This window comes from Marinobacter lipolyticus (genome assembly GCF_018424605.1).
GTDB classification, from domain to species: domain Bacteria; phylum Pseudomonadota; class Gammaproteobacteria; order Pseudomonadales; family Oleiphilaceae; genus Marinobacter; species Marinobacter lipolyticus_B.
The window spans coordinates 38,162-62,785 of sequence record NZ_QTKT01000001.1; the positions used below are offsets into that span (position 1 = coordinate 38,162).

The window sequence follows — 24,624 nt, forward strand, 5'->3', positions numbered from 1 at the left end:
GAAGGCTCCCATCCAGACCTGACCTTCATCGTGAACCCCATTGTCGCATGGAGGCATTATGTCCCGCCCTGATTCCGCATCCCAACGCGCTTCTGACGATCCTCTCGCGGGTGCTGAACCGGAAACCGAGGCATTCTGGATAACGGGGCCGGAGCGTGGCCAGATCCGCGCGACCGACGTGCTTACCCGAGCGGCCGTGGCGGCGTCAGAGGCTGCCGAGTCTGTGGTCGAGGTTGAAACATTGTACTCGGCGGTCAGTCGCGGGACCGAGTCGCTGATATTTTCCGGCCGCGTGCCGCCACAGGAATATGAACGCATGCGTGCGCCGTTTCAGGAAGGGGAGTTCCCCTACCCGGTGAAGTACGGGTACAGCAACGTTGGCAAGGTGGTATCAGGTGACGAGCAACTGAACGGGCAAACGGTGTTCTCTTTGTTCCCCCACCAGCGCCGCTTTCGTTTGCCTGCCAGCGCGGTGATACCGGTGCCGGAGCGGGTGTCACCCGAGCGTGCGGTTCTCGCCGCGAATATGGAAACCGCCGTGAACGGGTTGTGGGATGCTGCGCCCCGGGTGGGTGACCGGATCGCGGTTGTCGGGCTTGGCGTGGTGGGACTGCTGGTGGCGTGGCTCGCCAATCGGATACCGGGCACCCGCGTTACCGCCATCGACGTCAATCCCGCCAGAGCCGACATAGCGCAGGCAATGGGGCTGCAGTTCGACAGTCGGGAGCAACGTGATGATCATGATCTGGTCATCCACGCCAGTGGTCATCCCGCCGGTCTGAATACGGCGTTGTCTTTGGCCGGCATGGAAGCGCGGATCGTCGAAATGAGTTGGTTCGGGAGTGGGGAGGTGTCGGTTGCCCTCGGTGGTGCATTCCACTCCCGGCGCCTCAGACTGATTTCCAGCCAGGTGGGCCAGGTCAGTGCCGTCCAGCGACCCCGTTGGGCTTACTCTGACCGCCTGAAGCTGGCATTGTCGCTGCTGGAGAACGACGCGCTCGATGTCCTGATCTCCGGAGAAACAGCGTTTGAGGATCTGCCCTTGACGATGGCAAGACTGGCCGGTTCATCCGATGAGCTGTGCCATCGTATTCGCTATAGCTGACACTCCATTAACACCAGTACGCCCAAGAGGATTTTTCTATGTATAGCCTGACCGTCCGGGACCACATGATGATTGCCCACAGTTTTCGCGGCGAAATTTTCGGACCCGCTCAGGCGCTTCATGGCGCCACCTATGTGGTGGACGTCACCTTTGAGCGGCCGCAACTGGACAGCGATGACCTGATCGTGGACATCGGCCTGGCCGCTACGGTACTGAAGGACGTACTGGCCGAGTTCAATATGAAGAACCTGGATGACCTCGAAGCGTTTCAGGGCCGCAACACCACCACCGAGTTTATGGCCCGGCAAGTGTTTGACCGTATGGCGGCAGCAATTGCAGCGGGCCGACTCGGCGGTACCGGAGAAGGCCTGACCGGTATGAAGGTAACCCTTGGTGAATCCCATACGGCCTGGGCAAGCTACCATGGCAGCCTGTGAGGGCGACGTAGGTCTGACCTTCGTTGTGCCGGGTGACCCCGACCAGGCGACCGGCGGCTACCGATACGTCGGGGAACTGGTCAGGGCGCTCAACGCACTCGGGAACCCTGCGGTTGTCCGGGGGGTTGAGGGAACGTTTCCATTTCCCGACGATACCGCGCGGGCGGCTCTGGACTCGCTGCTGGCGAGCTTGCCGGAGCAGTCAGTGGTGGTGCTCGACGGCCTCGCCATGGGCGGATTGCCGGACATCGTCGAACGTCATTGCCGTCGATTGATGCTGATCGCACTGGTCCACCATCCGCTGGCGGATGAAACCGGGCTCGACCAAACCCGCAGAGCCTGGTTTCTGCACACCGAGATGCGGGCGCTGGCCAACGTCTGCGGCGTGATTGCGACCAGCGATTACACCGCGGCCAGGCTGGCGGATTTCCGCGTTGAGGCCTCGCGGGTGAGGGTGGCCAACCCGGGCGTTGATGCACCGCGGGAGGATCCTCTCGAGCCGGCGCAGAGGGACGACGACACTCTTGAATTGCTGTGTGTGGCGCATCTGTCCCCTAGAAAGGCGCAATTGCATCTGGTGGAAGCGCTGGCTGAATTACGCCAGTTGCCCTGGCACTGCACACTGATCGGTTCCGATCAGCGAGACGCCGATTACGGTACCGCGGTGAAAGAAGCCGTTGCCCGCCACGGCCTCGAAGGTCGGGTGACCGTTGCTGGTGAGCTGGCAAGCCAGGCGGTGGACGATGCTTACCGCAATGCCGATCTGTTTGTTTTTCCGTCGCTGTACGAAGGGTATGGCATGGCCATTGATGAAGCGCTGGCGGCCGGGCTTCCCGTTGTAACCTCAGACGGGGGAGCCCTCGCGCGGGTCGCGGGCATGGCCGGGGCGAGAACCTACCCGGCCGGCGATGTGCCGGCACTGGTAGACGCACTGGTCGCACTGATGGCTCAGCCCCAGCGACTGGAGGCGTTGAAACAGGAGGCGCAAGCCGCCCGCTCGCGGGTACGATCCTGGGCTCACACGGCACAGACGTTCTCGGCGGCGCTGGCAGAACTGACCCAAAGCAACAGTGGGACCACCTTCGAGGCCGGCTGGCTGACGTTGCGGGAGCCGGCGGATCACCGCGCCCGCAGCCGCGAGCTCACCGCCGCGCTGACCGGCTGGCTGGATCAACGGTATCGTTGCGACGGGTCTGGTGAACCCCTGGCCATCGCGGATCTGGGCTGTGGCAGTGGCTCAAACACCCGCTACCTGGCACCGAAAATCGGTGTTCCCCAGCACTGGACGTTGCTGGATCAGGATGCCGATTTACTAGCGCTGGCCAAAAAGCGCCTGGCCCAACTGGACGTGCCGATTGACGCGGTAACGGCCGATCTGTCGGCGCATACGCTGGCCAGGCACATTCCGGATAAGGTGTCGGTGATCACCGCGTCGGCGCTGATCGATCTGGTCTCCACGCCCTGGCTGGAGGCGCTGGCGGACTGTGCCCGCGACCGGCGCGCCGCGGTGTTGATTGTGCTGAGTTACAGCGGTCGCTTTAACCTGTCCCCGGCGTTGGCGGACGACGACCTCATTCTGCGCCTGGTCAATGAGCACCAGCACGGCAACAAGGGGGCGGGGGCGGCACTGGGCCCGGACGCGTCGCCGGAACTAAAGCGGTTGCTGGTTACACGAGGCTATCAGGTAACCACCGCCGACAGCCCCTGGCAGCTCGGAGCGGCGGAATCCGAGCTGCAGCTGGCGCTACTGCAGGGCTGGTGCACGGCGGCGATGGAGCAGGCTCCCGAGGCGGCAGAGCGGATTGGTGCGTGGCTGCAGCAGCGGCAGCAACAGGCGGCAGCTGGTGAGCTGACCGTACAGGTCGGCCACGAGGATTTGCTGGCGTTACCGGGAGAGACCGGGCATGGCTAGGTTAGCGCCAGGGCAGCGGTCGCTGTTGCGCTGGGTAGCCACGGCTGTCCTGTTGGTGGCGCTGCTTGGTTGGCTGGATGTGCCCGGGCTGATGACGGAATTGGCCCGGTTTCCCGCCTGGGTACTGGTACCGGCGTTTGTGTTCTCGCTGGTACAGATCTGCCTGTCGGCGTGGCGGTGGCGTTTCACCGCCGGCCGCCTCGCGCTCACGATGCCTTACGCCGTTGCGGTGAGAGAGTACTATCTTGCCACCTTTCTGAATCAGGTGTTGCCGGGCGGCGTCATGGGGGACGTTAACCGCGCCTGGCGCCATAGCCTTGGTACGGCTTCGCGGGTTGCGTCGGCCCATGCGGTGGTTATCGAACGGCTCTCCGGGCAGTTAGCGTTGGTGCTGCTCAGCGTCGTGTTGTTCAGTGCTGTGCTGGCGGACGGTCACGTTGGTACGCCTGATACTGGCCGCTGGCAGGGCCTGGCCTCCGCAAGCTTACCGGTGATCGGCAGTGTTTGTGTTGTGGCCATCGTTGCCGCCGCTCTGGTTTATCGCGCGCGTCGGTTCCGGTATGGCCAGCAGCTCGTCACCGACCTGCGGGCGGGGCTGCTGAGCTGGCCGGTGTGGGCGATACAGCTGTTGTCTTCGCTGGTGGTCGTGGCGAGTTACCTGGCGGTCTTTGTGGTTCTGGCGTGGGGAGGCGGCTTGCTTGCAGGCGATGGTTCCATCCTTGTATTGCTGGCGTTGTGCAGCGGCCTGTTGATCAGCATGGTGATTCCCGTGACGGTGGCCGGCTGGGGGGTGCGGGAAGGCGCCGCAGCGCTGTTGTGGCCGATGGCCGGGCTGCCAGCCGAGCAGGGGGTTGCTCTGAGCATCGGTTACGGGCTGGTGGTTCTGGTGTCTAGCCTCCCCGGCGCAGCGTTCACTTTCAGTTCGGCGGCCGTTGCTCGCTGAAATCCAGATCGAACAACATGTCTGATCCCAGATTGACCAGTTGAGCCCTTGGCCGCAGCGCGTCCGAGAGCAGGTCGATTTCCGGTAACGAGAATGCCGGCCGCCCACTGCCGATGATCATCGGCGCCACCATCACGTGAAGGCGGTCGAGCAAGCCGGCGTTCAGGAATGCTGAAACCGTCAGCCCCCCGCCTTCCACGAACACTTTGCGCAGGCCGAAATCCGCGAGAACCCGAAGAATGGCTGCCGGAGATACGGGCGTGTCGGCATGTTCGTCACCCAGACAGGGCACCTCCAGCAGGCCCTCGACCGGGTGAGCGCGGGGACAGGCCTGATACTCGCCGGCAACCAGTCGCAGGGTCGGCGCCGCACCGTCGGTGAACAGGTGGTGGTCATCCGGCACCCTCCGGTGCCGGTCAATGACCACTCGCACGGGATTGCTGCCGGAAGTTTTTCGGACCGTCAATCGGGGGTTGTCTTCGGTGGCGGTGCCGGCCCCCACAATGACTGCGTCGGACACGGCCCGGATGCGATGCAGGTGGGTAATGCCATCCTCACCGTTGATGAATCTGGAGGCCCCAGTCACCGTGGCGATCCTCCCGTCCAGGCTCTGGCCCAGTTGACCGACCACCCGGCAGGGTGATGTGCCCGGAAGTGGTCGGCACAGGGGTAGAAAAACCCGCAACAGGTTGTCTGCCGCTTCCGTCGCCGGCTGCAACAGCCGCCAGTGGGTGCCATTGAGTTCGAGTGCCGGCGTGGTTTGATCCGGCAATGAGAGTGTCACATTGGTGCGATTCACTGCTTCCAGCACCAGATGCCAGGCAGAGTCTGTGTCCAGTAGTCGGGCCGCCATAAGGTTCGTGTCCGTTGCCGATGGATTCAGTATAGGCAGATTGTGTATAAAGCTATATGTACGTTACATTTCCAGATTGATTCACTTTGACGGTTCTTTTGAGGGGACAAGCGGTACCCCTGACCAACGTGTGCTGACCAGGCAGAGGCAATGCATTATGCGGTACCTGCAAACTTTCCATCGTCGCCTGCGGCAGATCCGGGAAACAGGGCACCTGTCCCGTGAAGATGTGGCGACTATGTGCGGCGTCGATGAGGCCCGGGTCAGCAGTTGGGAGATGACGGACGTCAGGCAGCGCAGCTACCCCGGGGTGACGGAGTTACTGGACCTGTGTCTTCGCACGGACACGCCGCTGGAGCATCTGCTTGATCTGGATGCAGACGGTGAAACCGGTCAGTTGCAGTTACCCGGTCTGGCGTTCAGTAACAGTGACGATCTTGGTGTGGCGCTGGCGGAACTTGAAAAGGAACTGAACCGGGTGCAACTCTCGGAAGAGGAAACGGAACTGCTGCGCCGGTTCCGCAAAGCCTCGGACGAAAACCGGCGCATGATTCTGCAGATACTGGGGCGCTGATCCCGCCCCGTCGTTACTTGCCTTTCTTGTAGATATTCTCGTAAACGTAATTGGTGGCATCCACGAAGCCGTCAATGCTGCCGCAGTCGAACCGGCGCCCCTTGAATTTGTAGGCAAGGACACAGCCGTTCTTGGCCTGTTCCAGCAGCGCATCGGTAATCTGGACTTCGCCATTCTTGCCAGCGGGTGTGCGTTCGATAATGTCAAAAATATCCGGCGTCAGGATATAGCGACCAATGATGGCGAGATTGCTGGGAGCATCTTCAGGCGCCGGCTTTTCCACCATGTCGGTGATGCGGTAAAGGCCGTCTTTCATCGACTCACCGGCAATCACACCGTACTTGTGGGTTTCGTCCGACGGCACTTCTTCAATCGCGACGATTGAGCAGCGGAACTGATTGTACAGTTTGACCATCTGGGTCAGAACGCCGTCACCGGCGCCGTCCGCAACGCAGAAATCATCGGCGAGCACGACCGCGAACGGGTTGTCGCCCACCAGGTTCCTGCCGGTGAGAATCGCATGGCCGAGACCTTTCATCTCGTTCTGGCGAGTGAAGGCAAAGGAGTTGTGGTCGATCAGATCGCGGATGGATGTCAGCAGGCCTTCCTTTCCGGAGCCGGCAATCTGGTGTTCCAGTTCGTAGCTGATGTCGAAGTGGTCTTCGATCGCGCGTTTGCCGCGGCCGGTCACGAAACCAAACTCGTGGATGCCGGCGTCTGCGGCTTCCTCGACCCCATACTGCACCAGGGGTTTGTTCACAATGGGCAGTATTTCCTTGGGCATTGCCTTGGTTGCGGGTAGAAAGCGGGTGCCGTACCCGGCAACCGGGAAGAGGCATTTTTTGATCATGTTATTCGTCCTTTTGCTGCTGTGACTCGCTGCCTGCACGAAAGAGTCAGTCACGAAGTGTGCCAAGTGTAACCAAGTTAATGGTTTAAATGGAGAGCCCTGTGAGCTTATGTAGAATTTGGTAATCCTGCCGTTTTCGGCCCGCTTCCCATGACGCCTTGATTTTTATATAAAATACCTACAAAAACGCGCCTAAGCATCTGATTTTTCGTTTTATTCGGTTTGTAAAATTTAGCAACAGCGCATGGATTTGCCCCCCTGATTCCCCTACATTGCACCCTCGTGAATTCTCAGTAACCGTGGGTGATCAGGTTTTGATCCGTTTATTTCTCGTTGCACTGATTGGGTGCATGCTCAGCCAAAGCCTTGCGGCCAGCCCTTCCGAGCGCTGGCGCGAGCAGCTGTCCGGCAGCGAGATGTCTGACCGCGAAATTCGCGAGCACTGGTTGAGATCCAAGCTCAAGTTCTCCGGTCGCTCATCCATGTCCCGGGAAGGGCTGGATGGCCAGCTAGGCGTGGCCGCAGACAATCTGATGGGTGAGAACCACGCGCTGGGGATGAGCTTCCGTAACGCGAAGTCCCAGCGTAACGCCAACGGGTCCAAGGCCCTTGATCTGGATTACAGCTTTCCGGTCGGTTCCGCTGACCTCAGCCTGCGCGCCGGGAACCACCATTCCGAGTACCAGAAACACCTCAGTGACCAGCGAATTGACGCCAGTAGCGAATCCCGCGTCATGGGGCTGGACGGTTCGCGCTTTCTGCTGTCGCGCTACGGCATACGATTTAATGGGCTGGTACGCCATGTGGCCCGCGACACACAGTCCTTTGAGCAGGGCGACCTGGTTTCAGACAGTGCCTACCAAAAGTCCGCACTGGGGGTGAAAGGCCAATGGAGCGAAGAACTGGTCGGCGGCCTGTATGCCCGAAGCGACGTTTCAGCTATCGGAGGCCGGGAGTTTTCGGCGTCTGATTACGCGCAACAGAGCGACGTTGTGGAAGAGGGAGAGTTCTACAAGGTGGCAATTTCAGCAACGGTGGGGCGGGAGCTTTTCCGTTGGCAGTGGGATTTGACCGGGCGGTATCAGTTCGCGCCGGAGGATCTGCCTTCTTCGGAATATTTGATGGTGGCGGGATCATCCATGCTCACGGGCTTCAACGGGCAATCGGTTTACGCCCACCAGGGGGGCTGGCTGCGGATGAACACGGCGAGCCCGGCATGGCCCATGCCCTTCGTGGGCGGGGTCCTGTCCAGCATCAATTTCTCGATGCTGCAGGGTTGGGTGCCATATTCCGGTGCCCAGGCCGATCGCGACGGCAAGGCCTGCGCCGGTGAAGTTTCCCTCAAAATGCAGGGCAGGGCGTTCACGGCCAATGTCAGCGTAGGCAGGATGATGAGCGCCTCTACCACCGCCATGACCATACCGGACCATCCGGATGTCCGTTTTTCCCTGACCCTGAGCATCTGACCGCCGCCTGCTTTTTGCGGGGAGATGCTTGTCCGCGACACCTGAATAATCTGTCACTTGAGAAAGGTGTGGCCGCAGATGCTACATTAAAGTACTCAGGGACATACTTCGGGGTCGTAGAACCATGCGCACAGGGACAGGATTGCTTGCGGGCCTTCTTCTGCCGTGCTTTCTCACTGCCGTTCCGGCGAAAGCCTTTGAATTTGCGGATGTGGTCGACAGGGCCAGGGCCCTGGCACAGGAGCCATATGAGGCGCCTCCGCCCGTGCCGGAATTTCTGGCCGAGCTGGATTACCCGCAGTACCAGGCGATTCGTTTCAATCCCGAAGCCAGTCTTTGGCGGGACGCGGGTTCCCAGTTCCAGGTCATGATGGTGCCGCCTGGAAACTATTTTTCCCACACCGTGAAGCTCAACGAGATTGATGACAACGGTGTGCGCCCCATCCGTTTCGACAAAACCGCCTACTCGTTTCCCAACAACGACCTTGCCAAGCGGGTGCCCGCGGACCTTGGCCATGCAGGGTTCAAGCTTACCTATCCTCTGGGGCATGGCACCAGGCAAAACCAGTTCCTGGTGTTCGCCGGCGCTAGTTATTTCCGGGGTGTGGGCACCGGCAACCGGTTCGGACTGTCTGCGCGGGGCATCGCGTTGGATACCGGCCTGCCTTCCGGAGAAGAGTTTCCCTCGTTTGTGGAGTTCTGGCTGGAGCGGCCGGGTGGCGGGGGCGACCGAATGCGGGTCTACGGGCTTCTGGACGGACCGAGTGTTTCTGGCGCCTACCGCTTCGATATTCAGCCCGGGGAGAACACCCGGATAGATGTGACCACCGAGCTGTTTTTCCGTAACGGCCTGAAGCAACCCGGCTTTGCTCCTCTCACCTCCATGTTCTACTACGGCGAGAACACCGCGCGACCTGCGGGAGAATGGCGGCCCCAGGTTCACGACTCGGACGGGCTGCTGATTCATGACCAGGGCACGGGTGAATGGCTCTGGCGCCCGCTCGTTAATCCGTCCCGCCTCAGTCTCAGTTATCTTCAGGTCACTCGCCTCGGTGGTTTTGGACTGATTCAGCGAAACACCCATTTTCATCAGTTCGAGGATGCCGAGGCCCGCTACGATCTGCGCCCGAGTGCCTGGGTGTCGCCGCGCAATGGATGGTCGGACGGTGAAGTGGTGCTGGTGGAGATCCCGACCAATGCGGAAACCAATGACAACATCGTCGCCTTCTGGAAGCCGAAGGCGGGGGCAAGCGCAGGAGAGCATCGCACGTTCGCCTATACGCTCAGTTTTGGCGGCCCCGATGTGGCCGGCCAGCCGTTAGGGCATGTCGTCCAGACGTTTGTGGGAGCAGGCGACCGCGCCGGGGGCGGCAATGCCGAGAACGCGTATCGTGTGATTGTCGATTTTACCGGCGGACCACTGGCTGAACTTGAACCGCAGGCTCCGGTGATCAGCAAGGTGACCGAAGGCGGGGGCAGCGAGGATGCAGAGATCCTTGAGCATTTTGTCGAGTTTGTCGAAGCCGACAGCAGATGGCGCCTGTCCATGCTGGTGCGCCCGGGCAGCGGTTCGGATCCCATCTTCCGCGGGCAGTTGTTGCTGGGGGATGAACCCCTAACGGAGGTCTGGTCCTACCCGTTCTCGGAATCTGTCCGGGCCGGCCCGAATGGTTCGTGAGGGAAGGATGAACGAGACCGGGATAATCTGCCAGCAGGCGTTGGAGCGTGTGCTGACCTACCTGCAGGACGATGGCGTTGAACTGACAACGGACGTCTGCCGCCGGGCGTTTCGTCTGGTGGAGACGGTTATGGGCAGGGGGGCAGTCCCGGATCTTCCCGCCCGCTGCATTGCCGCTGTGCCTGAGTACTTTGACCGGACACCGGTGTCTTATCCGGTGGCACATCCACCGCTGATCCGCGGGCATATCGGCTATGAATGACGCAGCCGGGGCCGTGGTTAATCCGACCCGGCGCCAATCCGGGCGGTGGCGCAGGATCGCCGTGATCCGGCGGCTGCTGATGACGCTGTTCGTGGTGGGTCAGACCCTCATTGCCTGTTACTTTCTGCTCTGGATACTGCCTTATCACGGGGCTACGTCGCTCGAGCTGGGGCTGTTGGCGCTGTTTGCATTGCTCTACATGTGGATTGCCGTCGGGTTCTGGACGGCGATTTTTGGTTTCATCCTCAGGCTGACCGGTGGCGACCGCCACAGCCTGCTCCGGCAGCACTCGGACGGGCAGCTCGACGCCACGACGCTGGCCCGGACCGCGATCGTCATGCCGGTGTACCATGAGCCCGTGTACTGGACGCTGAGCGGGCTGAAAGCGGTGTACCAGGATCTGGAGCGGTCCGGCCACCTGGATCATTTCGAGTTCCACATTCTCTCTGATAGCCGCGACCCCGATGTATGGCTCGAAGAACAGGCCACCTGGTATCAGTTGTGTCAGGAACTTGGGGCAGAGGGTCGGCTCTTCTACCGGCGTCGGTGGGTGAACCTCAACTTCAAAAGTGGCAATGTCGCGGACTTTCTGCGCCGGTGGGGGCGGCGGTACCGCTACATGGTGGTGCTGGACGCCGACAGCCTGCTCAGTGCAAATACCCTGGTGCGTATGGTGCAGCTGATGGAGCGGGAGCCCCGGGTTGGCATACTGCAAACGGCCCCTTCCATCATTAACGGTGAATCTCTGTTTGCCCGGATCCAGCAGTTCGCCAACCGTCTGTATTCCACACTGTTCGCAACCGGGCTTGCGGCCATTCAGATGGGCGACGCCGCCTTCTGGGGCCACAATGCGATCATTCGCACGCAGCCCTTCATGAAACATTGCGGGCTGCGCAAGCTTCGCGGGTTCGGCCTGTTTCGCGGGCCCATTATGAGCCATGACTTTGTCGAGGCGGCCTACATGGGCAGAGCGGGCTATGAGGTTTGGCTGGAGCCGGGGCTTGGCAACAGTTTCGAGGAATCCCCACCGACCCTGTCCGACGAGTTATCGAGGGACAACCGCTGGTCTCGCGGCAATATGCAGCATCTTTGGATCCTGCTGTTCGGGCGCCGGATACGGCTTGCGCACCGGATGGCCCTGTTGAATGGGATCATGGCGTATCTGGCGTCTCCTTTGTGGTTGGCGTTTCTGATTCTTACCACCATTGAGGCGGTGCAGATGACCGTGGGCAGCATCGATTACTTTCCGGAAGGTCACCAGGGGTTATTTCCCCTGTGGCCGGAATGGCGTCCGCAATGGGCCCTGGGTCTTGCCTTGAGTACGCTGTCATTGCTGTTTCTACCGAAGTTTCTGGCCATACTGGATGCGGTAATCCACGGTTCAGCGAAGCAGTTCGGCGGTTTTCTGCGGTTGCTTGTCAGTGTCCTGGTCGAAATCGTGGTTTCGGTGCTTCTGGCCCCGGTACGGATGATGGCTCACAGCCGTTACGTTCTTGGCGCTTTGCTCAATGTGTCACTGACCTGGGCCGGCCAGAACCGCACTCAGGAGACTTCCTGGCGGGACGCCTTCGTCACTCAGCTACCCGGCATGCTGATAGGCGGGGGCTGGTCGGCGTTTGCCTGGAAGCTGGACCCGATGTTCTTCCTGTGGTCGCTTCCGGTGGCCATTCCGCTGGTTCTCGCGGCCCCTACGTCGGTCTTGCTCAGCCGGGTGGCTCCGGGGCAGACCCTGCGCACATGGGGGGTGTTGCTGATCCCGGAAGAGCGTGAGCCGGTGAAAGTGCTGGAAGACGCACGCTCGGCCAGACGTGCCGCTAACGACGAATTTGCACTCAGCGCACTGGAAGCGGCCGTGGTTCGGCCACGGCTCAACCGACTTCATCAGGCCCTGGCTCGCAGTACGCGCCTTCCCCGCCGGGCACAGTTGTTATCGCCCCTGGTCGCACGGTGCGGGAGAGAGGGGCCGGGTTCTCTGAGCCGGAGCGAGCTGAGCCAGCTTTGCCGCGACCGGCAATCTCTTGCGGAGTTGCACCATCTTGCCTGGAAGGCGCCGCCTGACAGTTTCTGGGGCCGGCGCATCCATTTGCTGAGCCGAAGCGAGTAAAGGAAGCCCGATTATCGTTGTAGCAGAGGAACGCACCATGGACAGACGTAACCTGATGAAAGCGCTGGCCGCCCTTGCAGGAACCGGCGCACTGCCCCTTTCCGCGCTGGCATTGGGGCAGGCTGCTGAAACAGCGAGTGTGGGCGAAACCAGGCCGTTCAGCTACGGCTGGCTCAAGGGGCACGCCCGCTATCTTGCGTCTCAGACGTGGCAGTCAGAGGAAGGAAATTTACCGGAATCTCTCAGGGATCTGTCCTGGGACGACTACCAGGCGATTCTGTTCCGCCCTGACCAGGCCTTATGGCGTGACGATGACAACCCCATTCGGATTCAGCTCTTCCACCTCGGCCTGTACTTCAAATCACCGGTTCGTATTCATGAGGTGGAAAACGGCCAGGCACGGGAATTGGCCTATCGGCCCGAATATTTCCGGTATCGTGGAGAGCAGCCCCTGGGGGAGCTGCCGGAAGATCTGGGTTACGCCGGTTTCAGGGTGCATTTCCACACCGACTACGAAAGAGATCTGGCCGCCTTCCTCGGGGCCAGTTACTTCCGCGCGGTAGGCGGTGAAATGCAGTACGGGCTCTCAGCCAGGGGATTGGCGATCAATACCGGTCTGGACCAGCCGGAGGAATTTCCCCGGTTCTCGTCGTTCTGGCTCGAGAAGCCGGCGCCTGGCAGTCATCAGGTGGTGGTGTACGCGTTGCTGGATTCTCCCAGTACCACCGGGGCCTATGCGTTCACGCTGACCCCGGGGCGAAGCATGGTGATGACGGTGGATGTGGCATTGTACCCGCGCAAACCGATGGAGCGGGTCGGGATTGCGCCGCTGACCAGCATGTACCAGACCGGCGAGAACGATCGCCGCATGGCTTACGACTGGCGGCCCGAAATTCATGATTCCGATGGCCTGGCCATCCATAACGGCCAGGGGGAGTGGCTCTGGCGACCGCTGGTTAATCCGCGGGCAGTGCGGGTGAACAGTTTTGTTGACAATAACCCCCAAGGATTCGGGTTGCTCCAGCGCGACCGGGACTTTGCCAACTATCAGGACGATGGCGTGTTCTACGATCAGCGCCCCAGTGCCTGGGTCGAGCCACACGGGGAGTGGGGAGCTGGCAGCGTCATGTTGGTGGAAATCCCCACCACGGATGAAACCTTCGACAACATTGTTGCCTTCTGGAACCCGGAACAGCCGCTGGAGCCAGGCAATGAATACCTGTACGGCTACACGCTGAGCTGGGGTGGCGAGCCACCTCACAAGCCAACTGAACTGGCGACAGCCCGGGCAACGCGCACTGGCCTTGGCGGCGTGGTTGGCCAGAAGCGGGAGTACTTTTCATGGCGGTTTGCCGTGGATTTCGCCGGTGGGCCATTGCCGCTGCTGGCTGACGACGCAGAGGTAAAAGCGGTGATCTCTGCCAGCCGAGGGCGGGTGGAGATTACCTCGGCGCGTCCATTGGCATCCATCGGTGGTTACCGCGCGATGTTCGATCTGGTGCCGGACGATTCCCTGGAACCCATCGACCTGCGGCTGCAACTGAAGCTTGGCAACCAGGTACTGACAGAAACCTGGTTGTACCAGTACACGCCGCCGCCGGAGGAGGAGCGTTCACTCTACTGATTGTTGCGGCTCAGTAAGCGCCCGTTTGGGATGGGATGTCGACAATCCACGCTCGCCTGACCGGATGATTGTTGACAATAATATTGCCGAGGCGTAGATTTCGGCTAATTCCACTCCACATTGTCGACAAAATATGGCAGAAGCTCTAGCTCAAACCTACACGCGCGCTGATGAAGCCTTTGATTGTCTGCAAACGGCTATCGTCAAAGGTGACCTTGCGCCCGGTGAGAAAATCGGTGAAGTGGAGCTGTGCTCCCGTTTCCAACTGACCCGCGGCCCTCTGCGGGAAGCGCTGGGTCGCCTCGAATCCCGGGGCCTGCTGGTGCGTCGGCCCCACGCGGGGGTGAAAGTGGTGTCGGTCAGCGCCGAAGAGCTCATGGAGCTCTACCGCATCCGCGAAACCATGGAAGGCCTTGCGGCGCGACAGGCTGCCGACCGCATGACCGATGAAGAAATTGCCGATCTCCACGCCACACTTGATAGCCATGAGACGATGATTGAGCAGGCACAGGGCCAGGCGTACTACCAGGCCGAAGGGGATTACGATTTTCATCACCGCATCGCCACCGGCAGCCGCAACACCAAGCTCGCCCAAATGCTGCTGGGTGACCTTTACTACATGGTGCGGATGTACCGGTATCGGCTCAGCACCTCCTCGGGGCGCCCACATATGGCGTTGGGGGAGCATCGCAGGATTGCCGAAGCCATTGCACAAAGGGATGGCGAACTGGCTGAATTTCTCATGAAGCGCCATATCAACGCCGCACGACAGAACATCGAGAAAAAGATCCAGGAAGGCGAACTGACCATTTAACCGTCGGTTGGATTGGCCGAAGGCCAATCCGACAAAAAGATTCCACAAGAGAGAGGTCAACACCATGTCCAGCAAACTCAGCCCCGGCGCCCGCTTCCGCAAGGCGCTCAAGGACAACCAACCCCTGCAGATTGTCGGCACCATCAATGCTTATTCCGCAATGATGGCAGAGCGGGTAGGGCATCAGGCCATTTACCTGTCCGGCGGTGGCGTGGCCAACGCCTCTTACGGGTTGCCGGATCTGGGTATGACCTCGATGAACGACGTGGTTGAGGATGTTCGTCGTATTACCGCGGCCACGGATGTGCCGTTGCTGGTGGATATCGACACCGGCTGGGGCGGCGCCTTCAATATCGCTCGCACCATCCGTGAGATGGAACGAGCCGGCGCAGCCGCGGTCCACATCGAAGACCAGGTTGCCCAGAAGCGTTGTGGTCACCGCCCGAACAAGGAAATTGTCACCCAGGAGGAGATGGTGGACCGTATCAAGGCCGCCGTGGACGCCCGTGAAGACGACGACTTCTTTATTATGGCCCGTACCGACGCCTTCCAGAAAGAGGGGCTGGAGGCAGCCATTGAACGCGCCAAAGCCTGCATTGAAGCCGGTGCCGACGGGATCTTCGCCGAGGCCGTTACCGAACTTGAGCATTATAAGGCGTTCTCCGCTGCCCTGGATGTTCCCATTCTTGCCAACATCACCGAGTTCGGCGCCACCCCGCTGTACAACCGCAAGGAACTTGGCGACGCCGGCGCCGATATGGTGCTGTACCCGTTGAGTGCCTTCCGCGCCATGAACAAGGCGGCATTGATGGTGTACGAGAATATTCTGGAAAAAGGCGACCAGAAAGACGTGGTTGACCTGATGCAGACCCGCATGGAGCTGTATGATTTTCTGAACTACCACGATTTCGAACAGAAGCTGGATCAGCTGTTCCAGCAGAGCAAGGGTTAATCTGGTTTGTTGGATTACGTCTTCGCCTAATCCAACCTACAAAAATTCCGGCATCAATTAAGTAGGTCGGATTAGGCGAAGCCGTAATCCGACACCCCAAACAAGATAAAGATGGGAGATAACAATGGCTGAAGCAAAACAACTGAGCGGCGCAGGCCTGCGTGGCCAGGTAGCGGGTGAAACGGCCCTGTGTACCGTGGGCAAGAGTGGTGCGGGCCTGACCTACCGCGGCTACGACATTGCGGATCTGGCTGAGAAAGCCCAGTTTGAAGAAATCGCCTACCTGTTGCTGCGCGGCAAACTTCCGAACCGCCAGGAGCTGGATGCCTACAAGAAGAAGCTACAGAGCCTGCGCGGCCTGCCAGCGGCCCTGAAAACCGTGCTTGAGCAGATTCCCAAAGACGCACACCCGATGGACGTGATGCGCACCGGCTGCTCCATGCTGGGCAATCTGGAAACCGAGCAGGATTTCAGTGAGCAGGACGACAAAATCGACCGCATGCTGGCGGTGTTCCCGTCGATCATCACCTACTGGTATCGCTTCGCCCATGAAGGCGTGCGCATCGAGACCGAAAGCGATGTGGATTCCATCGGTGGTCATTTCCTCGAGCTGCTGCTGGGCAAGAAGCCAAGTGAGCTCCACGAGAAAGTGATGAACGTGTCGCTGATTCTGTACGCAGAGCACGAGTTCAATGCCTCCACCTTCACGGCTCGGGTCTGCGCCTCCACGCTGTCAGACATCCACAGCTGCGTCACCGGCGCGATTGGCACCTTGCGCGGACCGTTGCACGGCGGCGCCAACGAAGCAGCCATGGAGCTGATTCAGAAGTTCCAGACGCCGGACGAGGCCGAGAAGGGACTGATGGGCATGCTCGAGCGCAAGGAAAAGATCATGGGCTTCGGCCACGCGATCTACAAGGAATCCGACCCGCGCAACGCCATCATCAAGCAGTGGTCGGAGAAGCTGGCGGATGAAGTCGGCGATACCGTTCTGTATCCGGTCTCGGTGCGCTGTGAAGAGGTGATGTGGCGCGAGAAGAAGCTGTTCTGCAACGCCGATTTCTTCCACGCCTCGGCCTACCACTTCATGGGCATCCCGACTGAGCTGTTCACCCCGATCTTCGTGATGTCCCGGGTATCCGGCTGGACCGCCCACGTAAAAGAGCAGCGCGAGAACAACCGCATTATCCGTCCCAGCGCTGACTACACTGGCCCGGCCGATGCCAAATGGGTCCCGATTGAGGAGCGCCCATGAACACCGAATACCGCAAACCCCTGCCAGGCACGGACCTGGACTACTTTGATACCCGCCAGGCCGTGGAGGACATCCAGGCCAGCGCGTACGACAAACTGCCGTACACCTCCAAAATCCTGGCGGAACAACTGGTCCGCCGCTGCGATCCGGACATGCTGACGGATTCGTTGAAGCAGTTGATTGAACGCAAGCGCGACCTGGATTTTCCCTGGTATCCGGCCCGCGTGGTGTGCCATGACATTCTGGGCCAGACCGCGCTGGTGGATCTGGCGGGTCTGCGTGATGCCATCGCCGAGAAGGGTGGTGATCCCGCCAAGGTCAACCCGGTAGTGCCCACCCAGCTGATCGTGGATCATTCCCTGGCCGTTGAGCACGCCGGGTTCGAGAAGGACGCGTTCGAGAAGAACCGTCAGGTTGAAGATCGCCGCAACGACGACCGCTTCCATTTCATCAACTGGACCAAGACCGCATTCAAGAACGTGGATGTGATTCCTCCCGGCAACGGCATCATGCACCAGATCAACCTGGAAAAGATGTCGCCGGTGGTTCAGAACCGCCCGGACGGTGAAGGCAAACGTGTTGCCTTTCCGGATACCTGTGTTGGCACTGACAGCCATACTCCGATGGTAGACGCTCTGGGCGTTATTTCCGTGGGCGTGGGTGGTCTGGAAGCCGAGAGCGTTATGCTGGGCCGGGCGTCCATGATGCGCCTGCCGGATATTGTGGGTGTGGAGCTGACTGGCAAACTGCAGCCGGGTATTACCGGTACCGATATGGTATTGGCTATCACCGAGTTCCTGCGCAAGGAGCGCGTGGTTGGCGCCTACCTGGAATTCTACGGCGAGGGTGCAGACAGCCTGACCGTCGGCGATCGTGCCACGATCTCCAACATGACCCCGGAATACGGCGCCACCGCCGCGATGTTTTACATCGACGGCCAGACCATCGACTACCTGAAACTGACCGGTCGTGAAGACGATCAGGTCGCCCTGGTAGAAAAGTATGCCAAGGAAACTGGTCTCTGGGCCGACAGCATGAAAAACGCCGAATACGAGCGCGTGCTGAAGTTCGACCTGTCCAAAGTGACCCGTACCCTGGCTGGCCCCTCCAACCCCCATGCACATCTGCCCACATCCGAGTTGGCAGAACGCGGCATTGCCGGTGAGTGGGAACAGGAAGAGGGCAAGATGCCGGATGGCGCCTGCATCATCGCCGCCATCACCAGCTGCACCAACACCAGTAACCCCCGCAATATGGTGGCGGCCGGCCTGATCGCCCGCAACGCCAACAAGCTGGGGCTGACCCGCAAGCCCTGGGTGAAAACCTCCCTGGCGCCGGGCTCCAAGACCGTGAAGATGTACCTGGAAGAAGCCAAACTGCTGCCTGAGCTGGAACAACTCGGCTTTGGTGTGGTGGCTTTTGCCTGCACCACCTGTAACGGCATGAGTGGTGCCCTGGACCCGAAAATCCAGCAGGAGATCATCGAGCGGGATCTCTACTCAACCGCAGTGCTTTCCGGTAACCGGAACTTCGACGGCCGTATTCACCCTTACGCCAAGCAGGCGTTCCTGGCGTCGCCGCCGCTGGTGGTTGCCTATGCGATCGCGGGGACCATCCGTTTCGACATCGAGAAAGATGCCCTGGGCTACGACCAGGACGGCAACCCCGTCACCCTGAAGGACATCTGGCCGGATGATGCGGAAATCGACGCCATCGTGAAATCCAGCGTGAAGCCGGAACAGTTCCGCAGCACCTACATCCCGATGTTCGACATCACCCGGGATGCGCAGGCCAACACCAATCCGCTGTACGAGTGGCGACCGCAGAGCACCTACATCCGCCGCCCGCCTTACTGGGAAGGTGGCATGGTCGGCGAGAAAACCCTCAAGGGCATGCGCCCGCTGGCGGTGTTGCCGGACAACATCACCACGGACCATTTGTCGCCCTCCAACGCGATCCTGATGAACAGCGCCGCCGGTGAGTACCTGCACAAGATGGGTGTGCCTGAGGAAGACTTTAACTCCTACGCCACCCACCGGGGTGACCACCTGACGGCCCAGCGTGCCACCTTCGCCAACCCGAAACTGTTCAACGAAATGGTCCGGGACGAAAACGGCAACGTGAAGCAGGGTTCCCTGGCGCGGATCGAGCCGGAAGGCAAGGTCACCCGTATGTGGGAAGCCATTGAAACCTACATGGAGCGCAAGCAGCCGCTGATCATCATCGCCGGTGCCGACTACGGGCAAGGCTCCTCCCGTGACTGGGCCGCCAAGGGCGTCGCCCTGGCGGGTGTTGAAGCCATTGTGGCTGAAGGTTTCGAGCGGATTCACCGTACCAACCTGATCGGCATGGGCGTGATGCCCCTGCAGTTCGAGGAAGGCACCACCCGCAAGACGCTCGGCATCGATGGCACCGAAACCTACGACGTGGAAGGCACCCCGGCGCCGCGCGCTGAGCTTACGCTGGTCATCCACCGGAAGAACGGCAGCACCGAACGCATCCCGGTTATCTGCCGCCTGGATACTGCTGAAGAAGTGTCTATCTACAGCGCAGGTGGTGTTTTGCAGCGGTTTGCGGAGGATTTCCTGCAATCGGAAGGTGCTGCATGACACACAAGCCTCAAATCAAGATCCCCGCCACGTATATGCGTGGCGGAACCAGCAAAGGCGTCTTTTTCCGGCTGAAGGATCTGCCGGAAGCCTGCCAGAGCCCGGGCGAAGCCCGGGACCAGCTCCTGCTGCGAGTCATTGGCAGCCCGGACCCGTACCAGAAGCAAATCGACGGTATGGGCGGTGCTACCTCCAGCACCAGCAAAACCGTCATCCTGGCGGAGCCTACCCAGCCGGATCACGATGTCGACTACCTGTTCGGGCAGGTCTCCATCGACAAGCCGTTTGTGGACTGGAGCGGTAACTGCGGCAACCTTACTGCTGCTGTGGGCGCTTTCGCCATCAACAGCGGCTTCGTCACCAGGGACCGGATTCCGGAGAACGGCACCTGCACCGTGCGCATCTGGCAGGCCAATATCAAGAAAACCATCGTCGCCCACGTGCCCATCACCAACGGTGAAGTGCAGGAGACCGGCGATTTCGAGCTGGACGGCGTGACCTTCCCGGCCGCTGAAGTGCAGGTGGAATTCATGGACCCCGCCGATGGCGAGGGCTCCATGTTCCCCACGGGCAATCTGGTGGACGACCTGGAAGTGCCCGGTGTCGGCACCTTGAAAGCCACGATGATCAATGCCGGCATCCCGACTATCTTCGTGAACGCTGAAGACATCGGGTACAAAGGCACGGAGCTGCAGGACGACATCAACTCCGATCCCAGCGCCCTGGCCAGGTTCGAAACCATTCGGGCCCACGGGGCGGTGAAAATGGGGCTTATCCAGAACATCGAAGAAGCCGCCAATCGCCAGCACACACCGAAAGTGGCCTTCGTGGCGAAGCCGTCTGATTACGTATCCTCAAGCGGCAAGAACATCGGGGCAGGGGATGTGGATGTACTGGTCCGCGCTCTGTCCATGGGCAAGCTTCACCATGCCATGATGGGGACGGCTGCAGTGGCCATTGCCACGGCATCGGCGGTTCCCGGAACCCTGGTCAATCTGGCCGCTGGCGGAGGTAATCGCAACCACGTTACGTTCGGGCATCCGTCGGGAACGCTCAGGGTAGGGGCAGAAGCAAAAGAAGTGAACGGAGAATGGACCGCCACCAAAGCCATCATGAGTCGCAGTGCGCGGATTCTGATGGAAGGCCGGGTGCGGGTGCCCGGCGATGCTCTAGACGTTAAGTAACTTCCGGTTGGTGATCTCCCATTGCTTTTGTGTCGGCCCTAATTGCGGCTACCTTTAAATCAATGCATCAGGCTTGATGAACAGGAGGAGACCGGGATGAGTGCCAACGTCGATCAGAATGTCCGGCCGGACTACGACGAGGTGCTGCAGAAAATTGCGGCGTACGTGCTGGATGAGCACATTAAAAGCAACGTGGCTTGGGAAACCGCGCGGCATTGCCTGATGGACACCCTGGGCTGTGGGTTACTGGCGCTGCGGTTTCCAGAATGCACCAAGCACCTCGGGCCTTTGGTAGAGGGTACGGTGGTGCCCCATGGCGCCCGGGTGCCGGGCACCTCCTTTCGCCTCGACCCGGTAAAGGCGGCCTGGGACTTAGGCTGCGCGGTGCGCTGGCTGGATTACAACGATACCTGGCTGGCTGCAGAATGGGGTCATCCGTCTGATAACCTTGGCGGCATTCTCGCGGTCGCGGATCATTTGTCCCAGAAGCGGGTCGCTGCTGGCAAGCCGCCGCTGACGATGGTCAGCGTACTGGAAGCGATGATCAAGGCCCACGAAATCCAGGGTGTTCTGGCTCTGGAAAATTCATTTAACCGGGTCGGGCTGGACCACGTTGTTCTGGTGAAGGTGGCATCGACGGCGGTAACGGCCAAATTGATGGGGGCGAACCGCGAGCAGATGCTCTCGGCACTGTCCCACGCCTGGGTGGATGGGCAGGCACTGCGAACCTACCGCCATGCGCCCAACGCCGGTTCCCGCAAATCCTGGGCCGCTGGCGATGCGACGTCCCGGGGAGTGCGGCTCGCGGATATTGCAATGCGCGGTGAAATGGGGGTGCCTGGCGCGCTCACGGCTCCGCAATGGGGCTTTTACGATGTGCTCTTCAGTAAAACCAACCGGGACCAGAAACTGAAACCGCAGGAAAGGCAGCGCTTCTCTCTGCCACGTCCGTTCGCCTCCTACGTGATGGAAAACATCCTGTTCAAGGTGTCGTTTCCGGCGGAATTCCACGCCCAGACGGCGGCAGAGGCCGCTGTTACCCTGCATCCTCAGGTCAGCGGGCGTCTGCAGGAGGTCGACCGCGTGGTCATCACCACCCATGAGTCCGCCATTCGCATCATTTCCAAGGAGGGCACGCTCGCCAATGCCGCCGACCGGGATCACTGTCTCCAGTACATGGCGGCCGTGCCCCTGATCTTTGGGAGTCTGCAGGCAGAGCATTATGAAGACGGGTTTCACGAGGCCCATCCGTTGATCGATGAAATCCGCTCGAAAATGGACGTGGTCGAAGACGAACGCTATACCCGGGAATACCTTGAGGAAGACAAGCGATCGATTGCCAATGCCATCCAGGTATTCTTCAAGGACGGCAGCAGCACGGATAAGGTGGAGGTTGAGTATCCCATCGGTCACAGGCGCAGGCGCGAGGAAAGCCTCCCGCTACTGCAGGAAAAATTCCGTGAGAACCTGGCGAGTCGTTTTCCGCGCGGACGATGTGAGCGGATATTGGCCATCTTCAGTGATCAGGCGGCACTGGAAGCTACCCCGGTTCACGAATTCCTCGACTGGTTTGTAATCTAGATTTGTCGAATAAATTTACATGTCCCCGGGTAAAGGTCGATAAGGCATTGTATTTAAGGTAAAAAAATATTGGCATGGTGTTCGCTACGTGTAACGCGCACGACCTTAAATTACGTTACACGGGAGCAGTAACATGAAGACAATGTCCAAACTGGCCGCAGCAGGGTTGCTGGCCGGGACGGTATCTCTGGCCCAGGCAGCGCCGATGAGCGTGTTCGACCTGACAGCAGACAATGGTACCCCGGTGTTTACCGATACCATGGGTGAGGGCGGGTTTTACGATCAGGGGGCATCCTATGCATCATTGATCGATACCGACGGTGAACGCGACACGGCAGGCGCCTTCCTGCTTTTCGAATTTGCCGGATTCGCAGGCGTTAACAGTTTCGGTATCTACGATTTCCATAATCCCGGAGAACAGCTGCAGGTGTTCTCGGGCGCAACGTCGTCTGGCGGCCGGGACGTGGAATTTGACCTCGCAGCGGGAACGGCCACGGCCGGCGGCAACACGGCAAACATTGGCAGCACCTTCGGGTTCTATCTGCAGCGTGGAGACGATGTCTTCTACTCGGATGCAGAGTTGAACGGCGGGGTGGATATGGCACGGATCTTTGATGTTACAGGAAGCCAGAACCTGGCGTTCTTCAGTAGCTCCCTGATCATCGGGTTCGAGGATCTTATCGACGGCGATTTTGATTACAACGATATGCTCGTGGGCATTTCTGACGTCAAGGCCGTACCGGAGCCAGGCACTCTGGCGTTGCTCGGACTTGGCTTGTTGGGGCTTGGTGTGAATCGTCGCAGAAAGGCGGCGTGATTTGAGACACCCTGATTTCATCGCAAGTCAGGGTGTCAACTTAATTTACATTTCAGTATGTCAAAATTCTTAACAGTTCGTTGCAGTATCGCAGAAATGCAGTAAACTTTGGGCAATGTCAGATCTCTCGCAGTGGATGCGCAGATGGTTCAATGGTGAGCAACAAAAGGAGTTGGCGTGGCCCACGTCAGATTGTTCAGGCACTACATTCACGTTCCTTTCGTTATTCTGGGCCTTATCGACCTTGTTGTGCTGGCTCTCAGCTTCTGTATTGCCGTATTTTTCCGCCACTTCGGTGACGTTTCTTTCTTTCTCGACAATGTCCAGTTTCTGTTGCCATCGGCCATCGGCTTCGGTGTTGTAAACCTGTTGGTCATGGTCGCCCTCGGGGTGCATCAGTCCAAACTGGAAGAAGGCATGTCGGGGATGATGTTGCGGACCATCTTTTCCCTCATTCTCGGGGTACCGGCCTGCGGCTTTCTCTTCATCCTTGGTGACGACTGGCTCTGGTATCTCGGTTTCAGCGATATCCTTACCTCTGCCTCGGTGGTCGGCCTGTTCCTGCTGGGGATCTTCCGGCTGATATTCTTCAGCGTGGCCGGTAAAGATGCCTTCAAACGAAAAGTGCTGGTGCTGGGCGCCGGGGCGAAAGCAAGGCAATTGCTGGAGGATCTGCGAACACCCTTCAACCGCAAGGGCTTCATTATTGCCGGATTTGTTCCGTTGCCTGATGAACCGATCCAGATCCGGGATGAAACCCTGCTGCTGCGCCCATCCAGTCTGTATCGGTATATTCTCCGTCATCCGGTGCGGGAAATCGTGGTCGCCGTGGATGACCGCCGCAAAGGCTTGCCCATGGAAGACCTGCTGGAATGCAAGATGGAAGGGGTGCGGATTGTCGATGGCGCCAGCTTCTACGAACGGGAATCACGGAAAGTGGCACTGGAAATGGTGACCCGCGGTTGGCTGGTCTTTTCTGACGGCTTCAGCGTGTCGTCGGTTTCCGGGTATGGCAAGCGACTGCTGGATGTGCTCGCGGCCGGCACGCTGCTGCTGGTGGGGTTGCCGCTGATGGTTCTTACCGCCATTGCCATCAAGATCGAAGATGGCATCAAGGCACCGGTGTTCTATAGTCAGGAGCGGGTAGGTCTTAATGGCCGGATTTTCAGCGTGCACAAATTCCGCTCGATGATCACCGATGCGGAGAAGAACGGCGCGGTCTGGGCCAGGCAGAATGATAGCCGGGTGACCAAGGTCGGTGAATTCATCCGCAAAGTGCGTATCGATGAGTTGCCCCAGATTTTCAATGTGCTTAACGGCACGATGGCGTTCGTTGGTCCCCGCCCGGAAAGGCCGGTGTTTGTTGAACAGCTGACCGAAAAAATTCCCTTTTACAGTGAGCGGCATCGGGTGAAGCCCGGTTTGACGGGGTGGGCTCAGCTTTGTTTCGCCTACGCCGACAACGAGGAAGATACGCGGGAAAAGCTTCGCTACGACCTTTACTACATCAAGAACCAGAGTTTGTTGCTGGATTTATTGATTATAATTCAGACAGTAGAAGTGGTATTGTTCAAAAAAGGATCAAGGTAGTTCCGGGTTGCTGT

Annotated in this window: 20 protein-coding genes; 18 read left to right on the forward strand and 2 right to left on the reverse strand. The window is 59.7% G+C overall.

The window, feature by feature from the left end:
• The first annotated feature begins 58 nt into the window (after window positions 1-58).
• From DYI22_RS00215 to DYI22_RS00230, 4 genes are read left to right on the forward strand one after another with little or no spacing between them, the layout of a single operon-like run.
• Window positions 59-1,105: a zinc-dependent alcohol dehydrogenase gene (locus DYI22_RS00215; RefSeq protein WP_228300714.1), complete on the forward strand. Its 1,047-nt coding sequence runs from the start codon at window positions 59-61 to the stop codon at window positions 1,103-1,105.
• A gap of 38 nt (window positions 1,106-1,143) precedes the next feature.
• On the forward strand, window positions 1,144-1,542 hold the full coding sequence (locus DYI22_RS00220; protein WP_213476021.1) for a 6-pyruvoyl trahydropterin synthase family protein: 399 nt from the start codon (window positions 1,144-1,146) through the stop codon (window positions 1,540-1,542).
• On the forward strand, window positions 1,529-3,454 hold the full coding sequence (locus DYI22_RS00225; RefSeq protein WP_213476022.1) for a glycosyltransferase: 1,926 nt from the start codon (window positions 1,529-1,531) through the stop codon (window positions 3,452-3,454). The genes DYI22_RS00220 and DYI22_RS00225 overlap by 14 nt, the downstream gene beginning before the upstream one ends.
• Window positions 3,447-4,397, forward strand: coding sequence for a lysylphosphatidylglycerol synthase transmembrane domain-containing protein (locus DYI22_RS00230; protein ID WP_213476023.1), 951 nt, complete (start codon window positions 3,447-3,449; stop codon window positions 4,395-4,397). Before DYI22_RS00225 ends, DYI22_RS00230 begins: the two co-directional genes overlap by 8 nt.
• On the opposite strand, the gene DYI22_RS00235 is transcribed toward DYI22_RS00230, so the two are convergent.
• Window positions 4,372-5,250 carry a RibD family protein gene (locus DYI22_RS00235; RefSeq protein ID WP_213476024.1) on the reverse strand — a complete coding sequence of 293 codons (879 nt, stop codon included), beginning with the start codon at window positions 5,248-5,250 and terminating at the stop codon, window positions 4,372-4,374. The genes DYI22_RS00230 and DYI22_RS00235 overlap by 26 nt on opposite strands.
• Window positions 5,251-5,407: 157 nt before the next feature.
• On the opposite strand from DYI22_RS00235, the gene DYI22_RS00240 reads away from it, so the two are divergent.
• Window positions 5,408-5,824, forward strand: a complete 417-nt coding sequence (locus DYI22_RS00240) for a helix-turn-helix domain-containing protein (protein WP_213476025.1) — start codon at window positions 5,408-5,410, stop codon at window positions 5,822-5,824.
• A gap of 13 nt (window positions 5,825-5,837) precedes the next feature.
• Here DYI22_RS00240 and galU read toward each other — a convergent pair whose 3' ends face one another.
• Window positions 5,838-6,674, reverse strand: a complete 837-nt coding sequence (galU, locus tag DYI22_RS00245) for a UTP--glucose-1-phosphate uridylyltransferase GalU (protein WP_213476026.1) — start codon at window positions 6,672-6,674, stop codon at window positions 5,838-5,840.
• Window positions 6,675-7,024: 350 nt separating this feature from the next.
• Between galU and DYI22_RS00250 the strand changes: the two genes are divergently transcribed.
• The 13 genes from DYI22_RS00250 (at window position 7,025) to DYI22_RS00310 (ending at window position 24,610) form a co-directional block, all read left to right on the forward strand.
• Window positions 7,025-8,140, forward strand: coding sequence for a ShlB/FhaC/HecB family hemolysin secretion/activation protein (locus DYI22_RS00250; RefSeq protein WP_213476027.1), 1,116 nt, complete (start codon window positions 7,025-7,027; stop codon window positions 8,138-8,140).
• 124 nt (window positions 8,141-8,264) lie between these two features.
• The gene (locus tag DYI22_RS00255) at window positions 8,265-9,818 is read left to right on the forward strand and encodes a glucan biosynthesis protein G (RefSeq protein ID WP_213476028.1); all 1,554 of its coding nucleotides are present in this window, start codon (window positions 8,265-8,267) and stop codon (window positions 9,816-9,818) included.
• A 7-nt stretch (window positions 9,819-9,825) separates the two neighbouring features.
• Window positions 9,826-10,080: a hypothetical protein gene (locus tag DYI22_RS00260; RefSeq protein WP_213476029.1), complete on the forward strand. Its 255-nt coding sequence runs from the start codon at window positions 9,826-9,828 to the stop codon at window positions 10,078-10,080.
• The gene (gene mdoH / locus DYI22_RS00265) at window positions 10,073-12,184 is read left to right on the forward strand and encodes a glucans biosynthesis glucosyltransferase MdoH (RefSeq protein ID WP_213476030.1); all 2,112 of its coding nucleotides are present in this window, start codon (window positions 10,073-10,075) and stop codon (window positions 12,182-12,184) included. Before DYI22_RS00260 ends, mdoH begins: the two co-directional genes overlap by 8 nt.
• A gap of 37 nt (window positions 12,185-12,221) precedes the next feature.
• Window positions 12,222-13,808: a glucan biosynthesis protein gene (locus tag DYI22_RS00270; protein ID WP_213476031.1), complete on the forward strand. Its 1,587-nt coding sequence runs from the start codon at window positions 12,222-12,224 to the stop codon at window positions 13,806-13,808.
• A 133-nt stretch (window positions 13,809-13,941) separates the two neighbouring features.
• On the forward strand, window positions 13,942-14,622 hold the full coding sequence (locus tag DYI22_RS00275) for a GntR family transcriptional regulator (RefSeq protein ID WP_213476032.1): 681 nt from the start codon (window positions 13,942-13,944) through the stop codon (window positions 14,620-14,622).
• 64 nt (window positions 14,623-14,686) lie between these two features.
• On the forward strand, window positions 14,687-15,574 hold the full coding sequence (gene prpB, locus DYI22_RS00280; RefSeq protein WP_213476033.1) for a methylisocitrate lyase: 888 nt from the start codon (window positions 14,687-14,689) through the stop codon (window positions 15,572-15,574).
• Window positions 15,575-15,698: 124 nt separating this feature from the next.
• Window positions 15,699-16,829 (forward strand): 2-methylcitrate synthase, encoded by a 1,131-nt coding sequence (gene prpC, locus DYI22_RS00285; RefSeq protein ID WP_213476034.1) that lies wholly within the window; start codon window positions 15,699-15,701, stop codon window positions 16,827-16,829.
• Window positions 16,826-19,438 (forward strand): Fe/S-dependent 2-methylisocitrate dehydratase AcnD, encoded by a 2,613-nt coding sequence (gene acnD, locus DYI22_RS00290; protein ID WP_213476035.1) that lies wholly within the window; start codon window positions 16,826-16,828, stop codon window positions 19,436-19,438. The genes prpC and acnD overlap by 4 nt, the downstream gene beginning before the upstream one ends.
• Window positions 19,435-20,622, forward strand: coding sequence for a 2-methylaconitate cis-trans isomerase PrpF (prpF, locus tag DYI22_RS00295; RefSeq protein ID WP_213476036.1), 1,188 nt, complete (start codon window positions 19,435-19,437; stop codon window positions 20,620-20,622). Before acnD ends, prpF begins: the two co-directional genes overlap by 4 nt.
• Before the next feature lie 96 nt (window positions 20,623-20,718).
• Entirely contained in the window at window positions 20,719-22,203 is a 1,485-nt protein-coding gene (locus DYI22_RS00300) for a bifunctional 2-methylcitrate dehydratase/aconitate hydratase (protein ID WP_213476037.1), read from the forward strand.
• Between the two features lie 133 nt (window positions 22,204-22,336).
• Window positions 22,337-23,020: a PEP-CTERM sorting domain-containing protein gene (locus DYI22_RS17390; protein ID WP_228300715.1), complete on the forward strand. Its 684-nt coding sequence runs from the start codon at window positions 22,337-22,339 to the stop codon at window positions 23,018-23,020.
• Between the two features lie 177 nt (window positions 23,021-23,197).
• A complete protein-coding gene (locus tag DYI22_RS00310) occupies window positions 23,198-24,610 on the forward strand; it encodes a TIGR03013 family XrtA/PEP-CTERM system glycosyltransferase (protein ID WP_213476038.1) in 1,413 nt (470 codons plus the stop codon).
• Window positions 24,611-24,624 lie beyond the last annotated feature (14 nt).